Origin of the sequence: Actinomyces sp. 2119, assembly GCF_003591215.1 — a bacterium.
GTDB classification, from domain to species: Bacteria; Actinomycetota; Actinomycetes; order Actinomycetales; family Actinomycetaceae; genus Actinomyces; species Actinomyces lilanjuaniae.
The window spans coordinates 278,191-293,325 of the sequence record NZ_QYRR01000006.1 but is presented as its reverse complement, the minus strand read 5'-3'; the positions used below and the strand labels follow the sequence as shown (position 1 = coordinate 293,325).

Below are 15,135 nucleotides of genomic sequence, written 5' to 3'. Positions count from 1 at the left end.
AAAGGACGCTGGTCATGAGCATGAAGAAGCACAACGCCTTCATGGCGTCCATCCCCTCCAAGCGGGACGACCCCTACGCGCAGGCAGCCAGCGAGGTGGACTCGCCCGGCTTCCTGCTCACTACTGTGGAGCGGCTGGCAGGCCTGGCGCAGGCCCGGTCCATGTGGCCGGTAACCATGGGGCTGGCCTGCTGCGCCATTGAGATGATGGCGGCGGGTACCCCCCGCTTTGACATGTCGCGCTTCGGGTGGGAGGTCTTCCGAGCATCGCCGCGCCACGCCGACGTCATGATCGTCTCCGGCCGTGTCTCCCACAAGATGGCACCCATTGTGCGCAACGTCTACGACTCCATGCCGGAGCCCAAGTGGGTCATCTCCATGGGGGCCTGCGCCTCCAGCGGTGGGATCTTCAACAACTACGCCATCGTCCAGGGGTGCGACCACATCGTCCCGGTGGATATCTACCTGCCCGGCTGCCCTCCGCGCCCCGAGATGCTGCTCAACGCCATGCTGGAGCTGACCCGCCAGGTGGAGCGCAAGCCGCTGTTCGGCCACCGTGAGGAGATTGCCCGGGCGGTGGAGGCCGCCGCGCTGGAGGCCGCTCCCCTCCACGAGATGAAGGGGCAGCTGGCATGAGTGACACGACTGGCAAGACCGTTGCCGACCCCGCTGCTGGCAAGGGTGCTGAGGGTAGCCAGGGGGCTGTGGCAGCCGTTCCCGCTGTTGCCGAGGTTGTGCCCGGGACCCCCGTGCGTCCCGAGCTGCGGGCCGAGGTGATCTTCACCGGCACGGGCCAGTTCGGCGCTGCTGACGCCGGGGACACCTCCGGCTACGGGGGCCACCGAGAGGTCACCACCCTGGCTCCCGCCGCTACGCGTCCCTACGGCTCCTGGTTCGACGACGTCGTCGACCACCTCATTGAGGACCTGGTCGCTGCCGGGGTGGACCCGGCCGAGGCTGTTGAGAAGGTCGTGGTCGAGCACGGCGAGCTCACGCTGTTCGTTGCCCGGGAGCACCTGCTCGACGTGGTCCGCCCCCTGCGCGATGACCAGGACCTGCGCTTCGAGCTGTGCCTGGGTACCAGCGGCGTGCACTACCCCCAGCTTGCGGGGCGCGAGCTCCACGCCTGCCTGGAGCTGATGAGCCTGACTCACGGCGGACGCCAGCTGCGCCTGCAGGTCGCCTGCCCCCAGGCCGACCCGCACGTACCCTCCGTCGTGTCCGTCTATCCGGGCAACGACTGGCACGAGCGTGAGACCTGGGACCTTATGGGGATCGTCTTCGACGGACACCCCAGCCTGACGCGTACCGCCATGCCCGACGACTGGGTGGGCCACCCCCAGCGCAAGGACTACCCGCTGGGCGGTGTCCCCGTGGAGTACCGGGGCGCTACCACCCCGCCTGCCGACACCCGGAGGTCCTACCGCTGATGAGTACCACCGTTCACGCCACCGGCCCGGCCACCGACAACCTGGCCGCAGGGGCAGAGCAGTTCACCCTCAGTGGGGGGGACTGGGACGAGGTCGCCGCCCAGATCGCCGCGCGCGACGAGGCCGACCGTCTACGCAACGACCGCATCGTGCTCAATATGGGCCCGGTTCACCCCTCGACCCACGGAGTGCTGCGTCTGGTGCTGGAGGTTGACGGGGAGACTGTCACCGAGGTCCGTGTGGGCACCGGCTACCTCCACACCGGTATCGAGAAGAACATGGAGTACCGCACCTGGGTCCAGGGCGAGACCTTCGTGACCCGCATGGACTACGTGGCCCCCTTCTTCCAGGAGGTGGGCTACGCCCTGGCGGTGGAGAGGCTTCTGGGGATCACCGAGGACGTCCCGGAGAAGGCCACGGTGACCCGTGTGCTCCTCATGGAGCTCAACCGCATCGCCTCCCACGTGGTCGCGGTGGGTACCGGGGGCAACGAGATGGGTGGTACCACGCTCATGACCATCGCCTTCCGGTGCCGCGAGAACATCCTCAAGGCCTTTGAGATGGTCTCCGGCCTGAGGATGAACCACGCCTTCGTCCGCCCCGGGGGGCTGGCCCAGGACCTCCCCGAAGGCTTCACGGAGTTTGTGCGCTCGGTCATGCCGGACATCAAGAACGACATCCACGAGCTCGAGCTGCTGCTCATGGAGAACCCGATTCTTAAGTCCCGGTTCATCGGGGTGGGAGAGATCAGTCTCGCGGGCGGCCTGGCCCTGGGGCTGACCGGGCCCTGCCTGCGTGCCGCTGGCTACCCCCTAGACATCCGGCGCACCAGCCCCTACTGCGGCTACGAGACCTACGACTTCGATATCCCCGTCTACGACCGCTCTGACTGCTACAACCGCCTGCGTCTGCGCCTGGATGAGGCCTACGAGTCGCTCAGGATCGTCTCCCAGTGCCTGGACCGCCTGGAGGACATCAGTGCTCGTGGCACCGATCCCTCCAACACCACCATGGTGGCCGACCCCACCATCGCCTGGCCCGCCCGCATGGCGATCGCCACCGACGGCCAGGGGCAGTCCCTGGAGCACGTCCGCGAGATCATGGGTACCTCGATGGAGTCCCTCATCCACCACTTCAAGCTGGTGACCCAGGGCTTCCGGGTCCCGGCGGGCCAGGTCTACCAGACGGTGGAGCACGCCAAGGGCGTCCTGGGCGTCCACGCCGTCTCCGACGGCGGGACCCGCCCCTACCGGGTTCACTTCCGGGACCCGTCCTTCTCCAACCTGCAGTCGGTGGCCATGATGGGGGAGGGCGGCATGATCGCCGACCTCGTCCCCGCCCTGGCCTCGATCGACCCCGTCCTGGGAGGTGTGGACCGCTGATGAGCACCACTGAGACCGCCAACGGTGCCGCAGGAGCAGGCGCGGCCGTGCCACAGGTCCCCGCCGGGGCCGACGGCCAGGAGGCCGACCTCGCCGTCACGGCCTCCGCCCTGGGCTACGCTCCCGAGGTCCTGGCCCGGCTCGACGCCGACATCGCTGAGATCATCGCACGCTACCCGGTCGGCCACGAGCGCAGCGCGCTTATCCCCATGCTCCACCTCATCCAGAGCGTGGACGGCTACGTCTCCCCGGCGGGCATCGCCCTGTGCGCGGACCGCCTGGCCCTCACCCGCTCCGAGGTCAGCGCGGTGGCTACCTTCTACAGCCAGTTCCGCCGCCACCCGGCGGGCAGGTACCACGTCGGGGTGTGCACCAACGCCCTGTGCGCTGTCATGGGCGGGGACGAGGTCTGGCAGGCCGTGGCGGACCACACCGGGCTGGGCAGCGACGAGACCAGCGAGGACGGCACCATCAGCCTGGAGCGGCTGGAGTGCAACGCCGCCTGCGACTACGCCCCCGTGGTCATGGTCAACTGGGAGTTCTTCGACCGTCAGACCCCTGCCAGCGCTGTGGCCCTGGTGGAGGCCCTGGAGCGGGGTGAGGACGTGACCCCCACGCGAGGCCCCGAGACGGTGCCGACCTTCCGGGAGAACGAGCGGCTGCTGGCGGGCTTCGAGGACGGCCGGGCACAGGAGGGACCGGGAGCGGGGCAGCCCTCTCTCCAGGGCCTGGGACTCGCCCGCAGCCAAGGGTGGACAGCCCCCCGGGAGACCAGTGAGGAGGACAGCAAGTGAGCGACACGCCTGCCAGCACCCCGGAGGAGGCCGTGGAGCTCGGCTACACCGCTGCGGGCACCCTGACCCCGGTGCTCACCGACTTGTGGGACGTCGAGCAGTCCTGGACCCTGGAGACCTACCGTGCCCACGGCGGCTACCAGGGCCTGGAGCGGGCGCTGACCATGTCCCCCGAGGAGCTGGTAGAGCTGGTCAAGGAGTCCGGCCTGCGCGGGCGCGGGGGCGCGGGGTTCCCCACCGGGCTGAAGTGGTCCTTCCTGCCCCCGCCTGACGGGGGTCCCCGCTACCTGGTGGTCAATGCCGACGAGTCCGAGCCGGGGACCTGCAAGGACATCCCGACCCTCATGGCCAACCCTCAGGCGCTGGTGGAGGGCGTGGCCATCACCTCGCGCGCCATCGGCTGTGACCACGCCTTTATCTACCTGCGCGGAGAGGTCTCCCATGTCTATCGTCGCCTCCTGGCTGCGGTGCGCGAGGCCGCCGAGGCGGGGCTGCTGGAGACGGGTTTCGGGCTGGATGGGCACCAGCCCTTGCGTATCACCGCCCACGCGGGCGCGGGAGCCTACATCTGCGGTGAGGAGACCGCCCTGCTGGACTCCCTGGAGGGGCGTCGGGGCCACCCCCGCCTCAAGCCCCCCTTCCCGGCGGTGGCGGGCCTGTACGCCAGGCCCACAGTAGTCAACAACGTGGAGACCATTGCCTCTGTCCCGGGGATCCTGGCCCGGGGAGCCCGGTGGTACTCGGCCATGGGCACGGAGAAGTCCAAGGGGCACGGGATCTTCTCCGTCTCCGGGCACGTCGTCCGCCCTGGCCAGTACGAGGCCCCCTTCGGCATTACCATGCGTGAGCTCATCGAGCTCTCCGGCGGTGTCCGTCCCGGCCACGAGCTGAAGTTCTGGGTCCCGGGAGGGTCCTCGACCCCGATCTTCGGTCCTGAGGAGCTCGACGTCCCCCTGGACTACGAGTCCGTCGTCGGTGCCGGCTCCATGCTGGGCACCAGGGCGCTCCAGGTCTTTGACGACACCGTCTCCGTGGTGCGCGTGGTGACCCGGTGGACCGAGTTCTACCAGCACGAGTCCTGCGGCAAGTGCACACCCTGCCGCGAGGGCACCTACTGGATGCGCCAGATCATGCTGCGCCTGGAGGCGGGACGGGGCCTGCCCGGGGACGTGGACAAGCTGGAGGACATCGCGGGCAACATCGCGGGCCGCTCCTTCTGCGCCCTGGGCGACGCCTCAGCCACTCCGGTCCTGTCCGGTATCGCGAGGTTCCGCACAGAGTTCGAGGCGGGTTACACCACGCCTGCCAGCGAGCTCTTCCCCTACGCCGCCTCCTCCACCTTCGAAAGCACACGGTGAGCTATGACCCAGACGACTGCGACCACGCCTGCTAGCGAGCCTGCCGTCGAGATGGTCTCGATAACCATCGACGGCATGCCCGTGACCGTGGAAAAGGGCACGCTGCTGATCCGCGCGGCAGAGAAGGTGGGGGTGCGTATCCCCCGGTTCTGCGACCACCCGCTGCTGGCTCCCTCCGCCAGCTGCCGTCAGTGCCTGGTAGAGGTGGCTATGCCCGGGCGCGACGGGGTCGTGCGCCCCATGCCCAAGCCCCAGCCCTCCTGCGCCATGACCGCCATGGAGGGGATGGAGATCTCCACCCAGGCCACCAGCGCGGTCGCTGCGAAGGCCCAGGCCGGGACCATGGAGTTCCTCCTGGTCAACCATCCCCTGGACTGCCCCGTGTGCGACAAGGGCGGGGAGTGCCCGCTACAGAACCAGGCCCTAGAGCTCATGGCCTCGGGTGCCCAGTCGGCCACTCGCTTTACTGACGTCAAGCGGACCTTCCCCAAGCCCCTGCGCCTGACCAGCAACATCTTGCTGGACCGGGACCGCTGCATCCTGTGCCAGCGCTGCGTGCGCTTCGCCGACCAGATTCCCGGCGACCCCTTTATCGCGCTGCAAGGGCGTGGCGGCGGGCACCCGTGCGTGGACATGGACGGCCGTGCCGAGCACTCCGGGGGACTGTACTCTGAGCAGGTCGGTCGTTTCGACACCCAGGTGCTCGACTTCCACGACCCCCACCACGCCGGGCAGCCGGGGGACACGGGCCAGGCGGGCCAGCAGACCATCCGCGGTGCGCACGGGCTGGCCGGGGACGGCTCCGCCACGGGCCCCGGGGGAGACCCCGCCGTGGTCGGCGGCCTGGCCGCAGGTCCTGGGCTCGGTCACGGTGCTGAGGAGCTGGACGTCTCCGGCCGTCCCTTCGCCTCCTACTTCTCAGGCAACATCATCCAGATCTGCCCTGTCGGCGCGCTGACCAGCGCCCGCTACCGCTTCCGCGCCCGGCCCACGGACCTGGTCTCTACCGACTCGGTGACCGAGCACGACGCCTCCGGCTCCGCTATCCGGGTGGACATGCGGCGCGGAGTGGTGCTGCGGCGCCTGGCAGGCGATGACCCTGAGGTCAACGAGGAGTGGATCACCGACAAGGACCGCTTTGCCTTCCCCTGGTCCTCCCAGGAGGACCGTCTCACCGTGCCGCTGGTGCGCGAGGAGGATACCGGCGAGCTGGTCCCCACCTCCTGGTCTGACGCCCTGGACGTGGCCGCCCGCGGCCTGTCCCAGGCCGTGGCCGACGGCGGTGTGGGGCTGCTGCCCGGGGCGCGCCTGACCCTGGAGGACGGCTGGGCCTGGTCCCGATTCGCCCGGGCCGTCCTGGGGACCAACGACATCGACCAGCGTGTGCGCGACCACAGCGCCGAGGAGGAGTCCTTCCTGACCGCCCGGGTGGCGGGCACCGGCCTGGGAGCGGTGACCTACCGGTCCCTGGAGACTGCCGGGCAGGTGCTTCTGGTGGCGCTGGAGCCCGAGGACGAGTGCGGAGCCTTGTTCCTGCGACTGCGCAAGGGGGTGCGCTCCGGAGGCGTCGCGGTGGCGACAGTGGCGACCAGCCTGACCAGGGGGACCCGTAAGCTGGACGCGACCGTGGTCCTTAGCGCTCCCGGGCAGGAGACCCGGGTGGTGGAGGGCCTTAGTACCAGCCACCCAGGGCTGGTAGAGGCGCTGTCGTCCGAGGGCGCCACGATCCTGGTGGGGGAGCGGGCCGCTGCGGTACCGGGACTGCTCACCGCCGTGGATACCCTGGCCAGGGCCACCAGTGCCCGGCTGGCCTGGGTCCCGCGTCGTTCCGGCGAGCGTGGTGGTGTGGAGGCAGGCCTGCTGCCGGGCCTGCTGCCCGGGGGCAGGCCCGTGGACGACACCGCTGCCCGGGCGCAGGTGGAGCAGGCGTGGGGCCTGGAGCAGGGCCACCACCTTCCCTGTGCACCAGGGCGTGACACCAGAGCCATCCTGTCCGCCTTGGAGGACGGCAGCCTCAAGGGCGCTGTCGTCGGTGGCGTGGACCTGCGGGACCTGCCCGACCCCGGTCTGGCTGACAGGGGCCTGAGCGGTGCTGGCTTCCTGGTGCAGCTGGAGGTGCGTCGCACCGAGGTCAGCAGGTACGCCGACGTCGTCCTCCCCGTCGCGCCGGCCGTGGAGAAGAACGGGACCTTTGTCAACTGGGAGGGGCGGGTGCGTCCCTTCGGCCAGGCCCACGTCTCTCGCGCGCGTACCGACCGCCAGGTCCTGGGCATGCTGGCTGCGGAGATGGGCTCGGACCTGGGCGTGGACAGCCTGGAGGCTGTCCACGCCACCTACGCCGAGCTGGGGCTGTGGGACGGGGTACGGCCTGACACTGTCAGCGTCCCTGAAACCCAGGGGCGGCCGGGGGACGGCGCCTCCCGCTCCTCCTCGGCGTCGTCGGCTCCCGCCGCCGTGGACGCTGCGGACCAGGTCTCAGCAGACGTGGCGCCAGGCAACGCCCTGCCTGCGGTGCTGGCCACGCACAAGCCCATGCTGGACGCCGGGCGCCTCCTGGAGGGCGAGCCCTTCCTGGCTGCCACCGCCATGCGCCCGGTGGCACGCGTGGGGGCAGATCTTGCTGCCGGGCTGGGGCTGGTCGGTGGCGAGCCTGTCACGGTCTCCACGGAGGCGGGGGCGGTCACGCTGCCGGCTGTCGTGGGTGGTGTGGCTGACGGCTCCGTGTGGCTGCCGGAGTGCTCAGCAGGCTCTGTCGTACACCAGACCCTGGCGGCAGGGCACGGTTCCTACGTGAGCGTCTCAACCAGTGCGGAGGTCCCCAGGTGACTACGACCCAGTTCCTCGCGACTGCCACCCAGCCGGGTGCCGGAGGCGTGGCCGCCGACTTCTCTCAGGAGACCTGGTGGCTCACCGTCATCAAGGCGGTCTTCATCGTCGCTTTCCTCATCCTCAGCGTCCTCATGGTCCTGTGGGTGGAACGGCGTGGGCTCGGCCGGATGCAGACCCGGCTGGGTCCCAACGTCAACGGCCCCTTCGGGCTGCTCCAGGCGGTCGCTGACGCGGGCAAGCTGATCCTGAAGGAGGACTTCTGGCTGCGGGGGGCCGAGAGAGCCATCTACCTCCTGGCTCCCGTCATTGCCGCGTTCAGCGCCTTCATGGTCTACGCGGTCATCCCCTTCGGACCCCAGGTGAGCATCCTCGGCCACACCACCCCCTTGCAGCTGACCGACTTCCCCGCTTCCGTCCTCTACATCCTGGCTATCACCGCCTTCGGGGTCTACGGCATCATCCTGGGGGGGTGGTCTGCCCACTCCACCTACCCCCTGTTCGGGGCTGTGCGCAGTGCCGCCCAGGTCATCTCCTACGAGCTGAGCATGAGCCTGTCTATCCTCACTGTCTTCCTGGTCTCGGGGACGATGTCCACCTCCGGTATCGTCTCCGCGCAGGAGAGGGTCTGGTGGGCGGTGGCCATGCTCCCCAGCTTTGTCATCTACGTGATCTCGATGGTCGGAGAGGTCAACCGTCTCCCCTTTGACCTGCCAGAGGCGGAGGGTGAGCTCGTGGCCGGGCACATGGTGGAGTACTCCTCCATGAAGTTCGCCTGGTACTTCCTGGCGGAGTACATCAACATGTTCAACGTCTCGGCGGTGTGCGTCACCCTGTTCCTGGGAGGCTGGAGGTCGGTGCTCCTGGCCAGCTTCTGGGAGGGGGCCAACAGCGGGTGGTGGCCCATGCTCTGGTTCGTTGCCAAGGTGTGGGTGGTCATGTTCTTTATGATCTGGACCCGTGGAACCCTGGTGCGCATCCGCTACGACCAGTTCATGAGGCTGGGCTGGAAGGTCCTCATCCCGGTGTCCCTGGCCTGGTTCGTGCTCGTAGCCGTGGTCCAGGCCTACCGCACCTTCTCCGGCGTCTCGGTGCAGTCGCTGCTGCTGGTGCTCGCCGTCGTCTTCCTCGTGGCCATGGTGGTTCTCTTCCTGCTGCCTGACAGCCAGGAGCAGGACGGGACTGAGGAGCCGCAGCTCATCGGTGCGCGTACCGGGGATGACAGCGACCTGGCCGAGGTGACTGTCCCCGGGGAGGAGCACCTGGCCTTTGTCGGCGGCTACCCTGTGCCGCCCCTGCCCGGCCAGCACCTTCCGCCATCCCCGCGAGCCCGGCGTGGCAGGGTGCGGGACCAGGACGGCCACCTCTCCTCGCACCGATCCTCCCAGGACGCAGCGGCACTGCCGTCGTCCACCACCAACCTCACGGCCGACGCCCAGGAGGGACCTGATGACTGACCAGCCCACCGCCCCTCGCGGCCCCTCCGGCCCGCAGTCCCAGGGCGGCTCCGACCACGACCGGTGGCAGCGTGACGCCCCCTCCCTCCTGGCACGGGTCTTTGCTCCCGTCGCCGGGTACGGGGTCACGATCTCCTCCATGTTCCGCCCGGTCGTCACCGAGCAGTACCCCCGTGAGCCGGCCCAGGTCATGCCCCGCTTCCACGGGCGCCACCGGCTCAACCGCTACGACGACGGCTTGGAGAAGTGCATTGGCTGCGAGCTGTGCGCCTGGGCCTGCCCGGCCGACGCCATCTACGTGGAGGCGGCCTCCAACGAGCCGGGGGCCCAGTACTCGCCGGGAGAGCGCTACGGGCGCGTCTACCAGATCAACTACCTGCGCTGCATCTTCTGCGGCATGTGTATCGAAGCCTGCCCGACGCGTGCTCTGACCATGTCCACCGACTTCGACGAGCTTGTCGGCCCCACTCGCACCGGCCTCATCTACGACAAGGACGACCTCCTGGCTCCCGTGCCCGCAGGCGCCGTGGCACCTCCGCACCCGATGGTGGAGGGGACCGAGGACGGCGACTACTACCGGGGCGCGGTCACCGGTCCCACCCAGGCGCAGATCGACTGGGTGAGACAGGCCCGCCCCCAGGACCCCACCCTGTCCACTGCCCGCCCGGTCGCCGGTGACGGTCCTGGCAGCGGGTCCGACGTGGCCAGGGAGGCCGCGCGATGAGCCTCCTTCCCGTCCTAGCCCTGGTCCTGGCAGCTGCCGTGCCGTCTGCCGCCTCGTCCCTCGTGTCGTCCCTGGCGTCGTCTATCACCGCCGTCACCGCCTCTGTCACGGTGCCTTCCTTTGTCTCAGCCGCAGTACCTACCGCCCTGAGCGAGGCTGGCACCCTGTCGGTAGGGGAGAGCGTCCTGCTTGTCGTGGTCGCCCTGGTCACGGTGGCCTGCGGCCTGGGGGTGCTCACCGCCAGGCGTGCCGTGGTGGCGGCTGTCAACATGATCGGCATCATGATCTCTCTGGCCGTCCTCTACATCGCCAACGAGGCGCCCTTCCTGGGCATGACCCAGGTGGTGGTCTACACAGGGGCGGTCATGACCCTGGTCCTGTTCGTCATCATGCTGGTGGGCGTGGGCGGGGAGGAGCCTGTGGCGGGTGCCGGGGGCTCCTACCAGCTCCCTCTCATCGGCCTGCTGGGCCTGGGGCTGGCGACCCTCCTGGCTGCCGTCCTGCACCGTTCCCCCCTCCCGGCTGCGACGGGCCTGCAGGGTGGAGACGCCTCTACTCCGGACCGGATCGCCGAGGTCCTCCTCGGGGACCACGTGGTGACCATGGAGCTGACGGGGATCCTCCTGGTTGTCGCTGCCGTGGGCGCCCTGACGCTGACGCACCGCCAGCGGGTCCGTGCCCGACGCGGCCAGGCCGAGATAGCCGAGGAGAAGATGCGGGCCTACGCCGCCACCGGGGCGCACCCGGGGCAGAAGCCGGTCCCGGGTGTCTACGCCTCGACCAATACCGTGGCCGCCCCGGCGCTGGGTGCTGACGGTCAGGAGGTGACTGAGTCCGTGCCGCGCGTCCTACGGGCCCGTGGCCAGGGCATGGAGCTGTCGGAGGTCTCCCCTGAGATGGGGGTGGCCCAGCGCGCGGGAGAGGTTCTTGAACGCCAGGCCGGCTCCCGGACCACAGGGAAGGAGGCCGCAGGCGGCTCTGGCGACGGCTCAGCAGTGGGTCGGTCCGGGATGTCCTCTATGCCGGGCCAGGCCCCGCCTGTCGTCGAGCAGCCGGTGGCACCCTCACCTGTGCTGCGTGACACCTCGCAAAGCCCAGCATCCGGGCAGGAGGCGGCCGAGGGTGCTGAGGCCGCTGAGGAGGACACCGAGGAGAAGGAGAAGGGGGACCAGTGACTCTTCCTATCGCTGCCTACATCGTCCTGGCCTGCGTCCTGTTCACCCTGGGTGCGCTGACCGTGCTGCTGCGGCGCAACGCGATCATCGAGCTCATGGGTGTCGAGCTCATGCTCAACGCCGTCAACCTCGTCCTGGTGACCTTCTCCCGTCTTCACGGCGACCTCACCGGCCAGGTCTTCGCCTTCTTCGTCATGGTCGTGGCTGCGGCGGAGGTCGTAGTGGGCCTGAGCATCGTCGTGTCCATCTTCCGTACCCGCAGGTCCACGTCGGTTGACGACGTCAACCTGCTCAAGAGCTGACAGGGCTGAGAGGACTGACATGACTGTTGCGACCGGTATCGCCTCCGCGGCGTCCTCGGCTGCCTGCGTCCCCGTGCCCCCCCGGGTCCTTACCCCGGTCTCTCCGGTGCTGGCGGCGGACACGGTGGCCGTGGCCCAGCCGGCCACCGGCCTGGCTGGGCTGGCCTGGCTTCTCGTCGCCGTGCCGGCGGCTAGCGCCGCGGTGCTCCTGCTGGCAGGACGGCGCAGTGACTCCTGGGGCCACTGGCTGGGTCTTCTGGCCTCGTTGGTATCCGCTTGCCTGGGACTGGGGCTCCTGGCCCAGGTCCTGGCCCTGCCCTCCCAGGAGCGTGTCCTCAGTGTGAGCCTGTGGCACTGGTTCTCCTCCGCGGACCTGTCCGTGGACGTCGGGCTGCGGGTGGACCCCCTGTCCCTGACCTTTGTGGTGCTGGTGACCTTTGTGGGCTTCCTGATCCACCTCTACTCCGTGGCCTACATGGGTCACGACCGCGACCGGCGCCGGTTCTTCGCCTACCTCAACCTGTTTGTCGCCGCGATGCTGACGCTGGTGCTCGGCGACAGCTACGTCGTCGTGTTCGTCGGCTGGGAGGGCGTGGGACTGGCCTCCTACCTGCTCATCGGCTTCTGGAACACCGCAGAGGCGGACGCCCCCCGTGCCCAGCGGGAGAAGGCCGTGGACAACGCTGTTGCCGCAAAGAAGGCCTTCGTCATGAACCGTGTCGGCGACCTGGGCCTGCTGCTGGCCATGATGGCCCTGGTGTCGCAGGTAGGCTCGGTCGCCTTCGACACCGTCCTGCCTGCCGCAGCCCGAGGAGAGGTCTCGTCCGGGTGGCTGACGGCGATCGGTCTGTTCCTCCTCCTGGCTGCCTGCGGCAAGTCGGCCCAGTTCCCGCTCCAGGCCTGGCTGGGCGACGCCATGGCCGGCCCTACGCCGGTCTCCGCCCTCATTCACGCTGCCACCATGGTCACCGCGGGGGTCTACCTTATGGTCCGCTCCGGGCCGATCCTGGAGGGGGCGCCGCAGGTGCAGGTGGCCGTAGCCGCTGTCGGCGCCCTCACCCTGGTGCTGGGAGCCGTCATCGGCTGCGCCAAGGACGACATGAAGAAGGTCCTGGCGGCCTCCACGATGAGCCAGATCGGCTACATGATGCTGGGGGCAGGCCTGGGACCCGCCGGCTACGCCGTCGCCGTCTTCCACCTGTTGACCCACGGCTTCTTCAAGGCGCAGCTCTTCCTGGGTGCCGGCAGCGTCATGCACGCCATGGGCGACCAGGTGGACATGCGGCGCTTTGGCGCCTTGTACCGGGTTATGCGGGTCACCTGGGTGACGATGGGTATCGGCTGGCTCGCCATCCTGGGAGTTCCTCCCTTCTCAGGCTTCTGGTCCAAGGACAGGATCATTGAGGCCGCCTTTACCGGGGAGGGTGCTCAGCCCTGGGTCCTGGGGACGGTCGCACTGCTGGGCGCGGGCCTGACCGCCTTCTACATGTCCCGCCTCTTCTTCATGATCTTCCACGGCAAGGCCCGGTGGACCACGAGCAGCGACCTGGAGGGAGAGGTCCACCCTCATGAGTCCGGATGGCTCATGACCCTCCCGCTTATCGTCCTGTCGGTCTTCTCCCTGGGCCTGGGAGGACTGCTCAGCCAGGGGGAGGCCTTCACCACCTGGCTGGAACCGGTCACCGGGCACGTGGACCACTCCGCCCACGAGCCGGTCCTTCCTGTGACGCTCATCATGGGAGGTACTCTGGCGCTGGTGCTCCTGGGGGCGCTGGTCGCCTGGGTCATGTACGCGCGCCGTGAGGTGCCCACCGTGGTCCAGCCGGGCAGCGTCCTGGTGGAGGCGGCACGCCACGACATGTACCAGGACGCCCTCAACGAGGCCGTGGCGATGCGCCCGGGCCAGGGGCTCGTCGCGGCCACGCGGGCCGCCGAGCGCTACGTCGTCGATGGGGCCGTGGAGGGGGCCGCCGTCACCGCCTCGGCCGCGGGCAGCCTTCTCCGGCGTACCGAGTCCGGGTACGTGCGCTCCTACGCCGGGTACATGCTGGGCGGGACCGTCCTTGCCCTGGCCGCCGTCCTGGCAAGCAGGCTCTGAGAGGACACCGCCACATGCAGACTCTTCCCGCAACGCTGCCCGTCCTGACCATCATGGCGGTCCTGCCCCTGGCAGGCGCTGCCCTCCTGTGGCTCCTGCCTCCTCTGCGCCGCTACGCCCGCCTCCTGGGCCTGGCCGTGTCCCTGGCCGTGCTCGCGGTGGGGGTGTGGGCGCTGAGCATGTTCGACCTGTCCCAGGCGGGGACGGTCCAGCTGGCGCAGACCACCCCCTGGATTCCCTCCTTCGGTGCCTACTGGGCTCTTGGTGTCAACGGTCTGGGCCTGTCCATGCTCCTTCTGGGCGCCGTCTTGGTACCGGTGGTGCTGCTGGCCTCCTGGAAGGAGGTCCCCCAGGAGCGTCAGGCCCTTCTCACTGGCCTGGTCCTGGCCCTGGAGGCCTTCGTGGTGGTCATCTTCAGCGCACGTGACCTGTTCCTCTTCTACGTCTGCTTCGAGGCGATGCTGGTACCGGTTTACTTCCTCATCGGGTGCCTGGGCGGACCAGGGCGTCAGCGCGCAGCCCTGAAGTTCCTCCTGTACTCCCTGGCGGGGGGCCTGGTCATGCTCCTGGGCGTAGTCATGCTGGCTATCTACACCTCCGAGAACCAGGTCGGCTTCCTCATCGACACCATGGCGGGCAATCTGACCCTGTCCCCGACCATGTCCCGTTGGCTGTTCCTCAGCTTCTTTATCGCCTTCGCTGTCAAGGCACCCATGGTCCCCCTGCACACCTGGCTGCCTGATGCCGCCGAGCAGGCCACACCCGGCACCTCTGTCCTTCTCATCGGTGTGCTGGACAAGATCGGCACCTACGGGATGGTCACCCTGGTCCTGCCCCTGTTTCCTGAGGCCTCCCGATGGGCCTCCCCGGTCGTGGTGGTGCTGGCCCTGGTCTCAATCATCTATGGCGGCCTGGCCGCTGTCGCCCAGGACAACCTCTACCGCCTCATCTCCTACACCTCTGTCAGCCACTTCGGGTTCATGGTGCTGGGTATCTTCAGCGGGAGCCAGGTGGCCGCCACCGGGGCCATGGTCTACATGGTCGCCCACGGCCTGAGCATCGCCGGCCTCTACCTGGTGACCGGCTTTGTCGCCCGGCGCACCGGGACCGTCAACATCTCCGAGCTCGGCGGGCTAGCCCGTGTGATGCCAGTGGCGGCGGGGACCTTCCTGGTCTCCGGGCTGGCCTCGATCGCCCTGCCGGGACTGTCCGGCTTCGTCCCGGAGTGGATGGTGCTGACCGGGACCTTCTCCGTGTCGGTGCCCCTGGGGGTGGTAGCGGTGACCGGTGTCGTCATCGCGGCCGTCTACGTCCTGCTGCCCTACCAGCGGGTCTTCACTGGCGCCCCCTCCCCGGACAGGACGGGGCTGGGGGACCTGGAGGGCCGTGAGAGGCTGGTGCTGGTTCCGGTCGTGGGGGCCATGCTGGCCCTGGGCCTGGTCCCGGCACCGCTGACCGACCTCCTCGACGACGTCGGGGAGCAGGCCAGCACGGCCGTGAGCCAGCCGACGGCGCAGGTCACGGCCTCCGCGGGGCAGCAGCCCCTGCACGAACACGCACCGCTGCCCGAGCCACGGAAGGGAGCCTGAC

General features: G+C 69.2%; 12 protein-coding genes. All 12 read left to right on the top strand.

The window, feature by feature from the left end; genetic code table 11:
* The first annotated feature begins 20 nt into the window (after nt 1–20).
* The 12 genes from D4740_RS09330 to D4740_RS09275 are packed head-to-tail and all read left to right on the top strand — an operon-like array spanning nt 21 to nt 15,134.
* A complete protein-coding gene (locus tag D4740_RS09330; protein ID WP_396027240.1) occupies nt 21–635 on the top strand; it encodes an NADH-quinone oxidoreductase subunit B in 615 nt (204 codons plus the stop codon).
* Nucleotides 632–1,429 carry an NADH-quinone oxidoreductase subunit C gene (locus tag D4740_RS09325; RefSeq protein WP_119836652.1) on the top strand — a complete coding sequence of 266 codons (798 nt, stop codon included), beginning with the start codon at nt 632–634 and terminating at the stop codon, nt 1,427–1,429. Before D4740_RS09330 ends, D4740_RS09325 begins: the two co-directional genes overlap by 4 nt.
* A complete protein-coding gene (locus D4740_RS09320; protein ID WP_119836651.1) occupies nt 1,429–2,811 on the top strand; it encodes an NADH-quinone oxidoreductase subunit D in 1,383 nt (460 codons plus the stop codon). Before D4740_RS09325 ends, D4740_RS09320 begins: the two co-directional genes overlap by 1 nt.
* Entirely contained in the window at nt 2,811–3,605 is a 795-nt protein-coding gene (gene nuoE / locus D4740_RS09315) for an NADH-quinone oxidoreductase subunit NuoE (protein ID WP_119836650.1), read from the top strand. The genes D4740_RS09320 and nuoE overlap by 1 nt, the downstream gene beginning before the upstream one ends.
* Nucleotides 3,602–4,963, top strand: a complete 1,362-nt coding sequence (gene nuoF, locus D4740_RS09310; protein WP_119836649.1) for an NADH-quinone oxidoreductase subunit NuoF — start codon at nt 3,602–3,604, stop codon at nt 4,961–4,963. Before nuoE ends, nuoF begins: the two co-directional genes overlap by 4 nt.
* 3 nt (nt 4,964–4,966) lie before the next feature.
* Complete coding sequence (locus D4740_RS09305) at nt 4,967–7,789, top strand: NADH-quinone oxidoreductase subunit G (RefSeq protein ID WP_119836648.1); 2,823 nt, start codon at nt 4,967–4,969, stop codon at nt 7,787–7,789.
* On the top strand, nt 7,786–9,246 hold the full coding sequence (gene nuoH / locus D4740_RS09300; protein ID WP_119836647.1) for an NADH-quinone oxidoreductase subunit NuoH: 1,461 nt from the start codon (nt 7,786–7,788) through the stop codon (nt 9,244–9,246). The genes D4740_RS09305 and nuoH overlap by 4 nt, the downstream gene beginning before the upstream one ends.
* On the top strand, nt 9,239–9,970 hold the full coding sequence (nuoI, locus tag D4740_RS09295) for an NADH-quinone oxidoreductase subunit NuoI (protein WP_119836646.1): 732 nt from the start codon (nt 9,239–9,241) through the stop codon (nt 9,968–9,970). Before nuoH ends, nuoI begins: the two co-directional genes overlap by 8 nt.
* Nucleotides 9,967–11,145, top strand: coding sequence for an NADH-quinone oxidoreductase subunit J (locus tag D4740_RS09290; RefSeq protein ID WP_119836645.1), 1,179 nt, complete (start codon nt 9,967–9,969; stop codon nt 11,143–11,145). The genes nuoI and D4740_RS09290 overlap by 4 nt, the downstream gene beginning before the upstream one ends.
* A complete protein-coding gene (nuoK, locus tag D4740_RS09285) occupies nt 11,142–11,447 on the top strand; it encodes an NADH-quinone oxidoreductase subunit NuoK (RefSeq protein ID WP_119836644.1) in 306 nt (101 codons plus the stop codon). Before D4740_RS09290 ends, nuoK begins: the two co-directional genes overlap by 4 nt.
* 19 nt (nt 11,448–11,466) lie before the next feature.
* Complete coding sequence (gene nuoL / locus D4740_RS09280) at nt 11,467–13,545, top strand: NADH-quinone oxidoreductase subunit L (RefSeq protein WP_119836643.1); 2,079 nt, start codon at nt 11,467–11,469, stop codon at nt 13,543–13,545.
* A gap of 14 nt (nt 13,546–13,559) precedes the next feature.
* Nucleotides 13,560–15,134, top strand: a complete 1,575-nt coding sequence (locus D4740_RS09275) for an NADH-quinone oxidoreductase subunit M (protein WP_119836642.1) — start codon at nt 13,560–13,562, stop codon at nt 15,132–15,134.
* Nucleotide 15,135 lies beyond the last annotated feature (1 nt).